At 46.4% G+C, this 621-nt stretch carries 1 pseudogene; it reads left to right on the top strand.

From position 1 onward, the window contains the following. Nucleotides 1–179 precede the first annotated feature (179 nt). Nucleotides 180–621, top strand: a pseudogene (locus BHE18_RS16720) (SNF2-related protein); the annotation flags it as partial.

Below are 621 nucleotides of genomic sequence, written 5' to 3'. Positions count from 1 at the left end.
TCTCTTGGTTTGCGTGTCACTGGTAGAGTAGTCAGTGTGCTGGTCGACTTGTAGACTATTGCATGTATTTGTGTGTGTTTGTTGGTTTTGTGTTAACGAATAAGGAGGCAGACGAGATAGGAGTACGTTTAGTGTGTTGTGAGATGGGTATATGTAAAAGGGGCTGGTTTTTTTTTTTCAAGACCGTTCAATTGATCGCTTACTTGCTGCATGTACACAGCGAAAAACCGAAACAGCCGTCGCTCATCATTTGCCCAACTTCGGTTCTCGGCAACTGGCAAAAAGAGTTGGAACGTTTTGCACCTGATTTAAAAGTCGCGACGCATTACGGCAGCAACCGTCCGAAAGGCCAGGCTTTCCTGGACTCGCTTGCATTGGAACAACCCGATGTGGTGCTGTCGACGTACGGCATCGCTTCTTCCGACAGCGTCGAAATCCAATCGATTACATGGACGAGTATTACGCTCGACGAAGCCCAAAACATCAAAAATATGTACACGAAGCAATCGCGGACGATCCGCAAATTTAAAGGGCAGCATCATATTGCGCTCACCGGGACCCCCATTGAAAACCGTTTGTCTGAATTATGGTCGATATTCGATTTCATCAATAAAGGCTACC

This window comes from Rossellomorea aquimaris, from assembly GCF_001877785.1.
Taxonomy (GTDB): Bacteria; Bacillota; Bacilli; order Bacillales; family Bacillaceae_B; genus Rossellomorea; species Rossellomorea aquimaris_A.
Note: the sequence above shows the minus strand (reverse complement) of the source record. Positions and strands in the feature narration are given on the sequence as shown.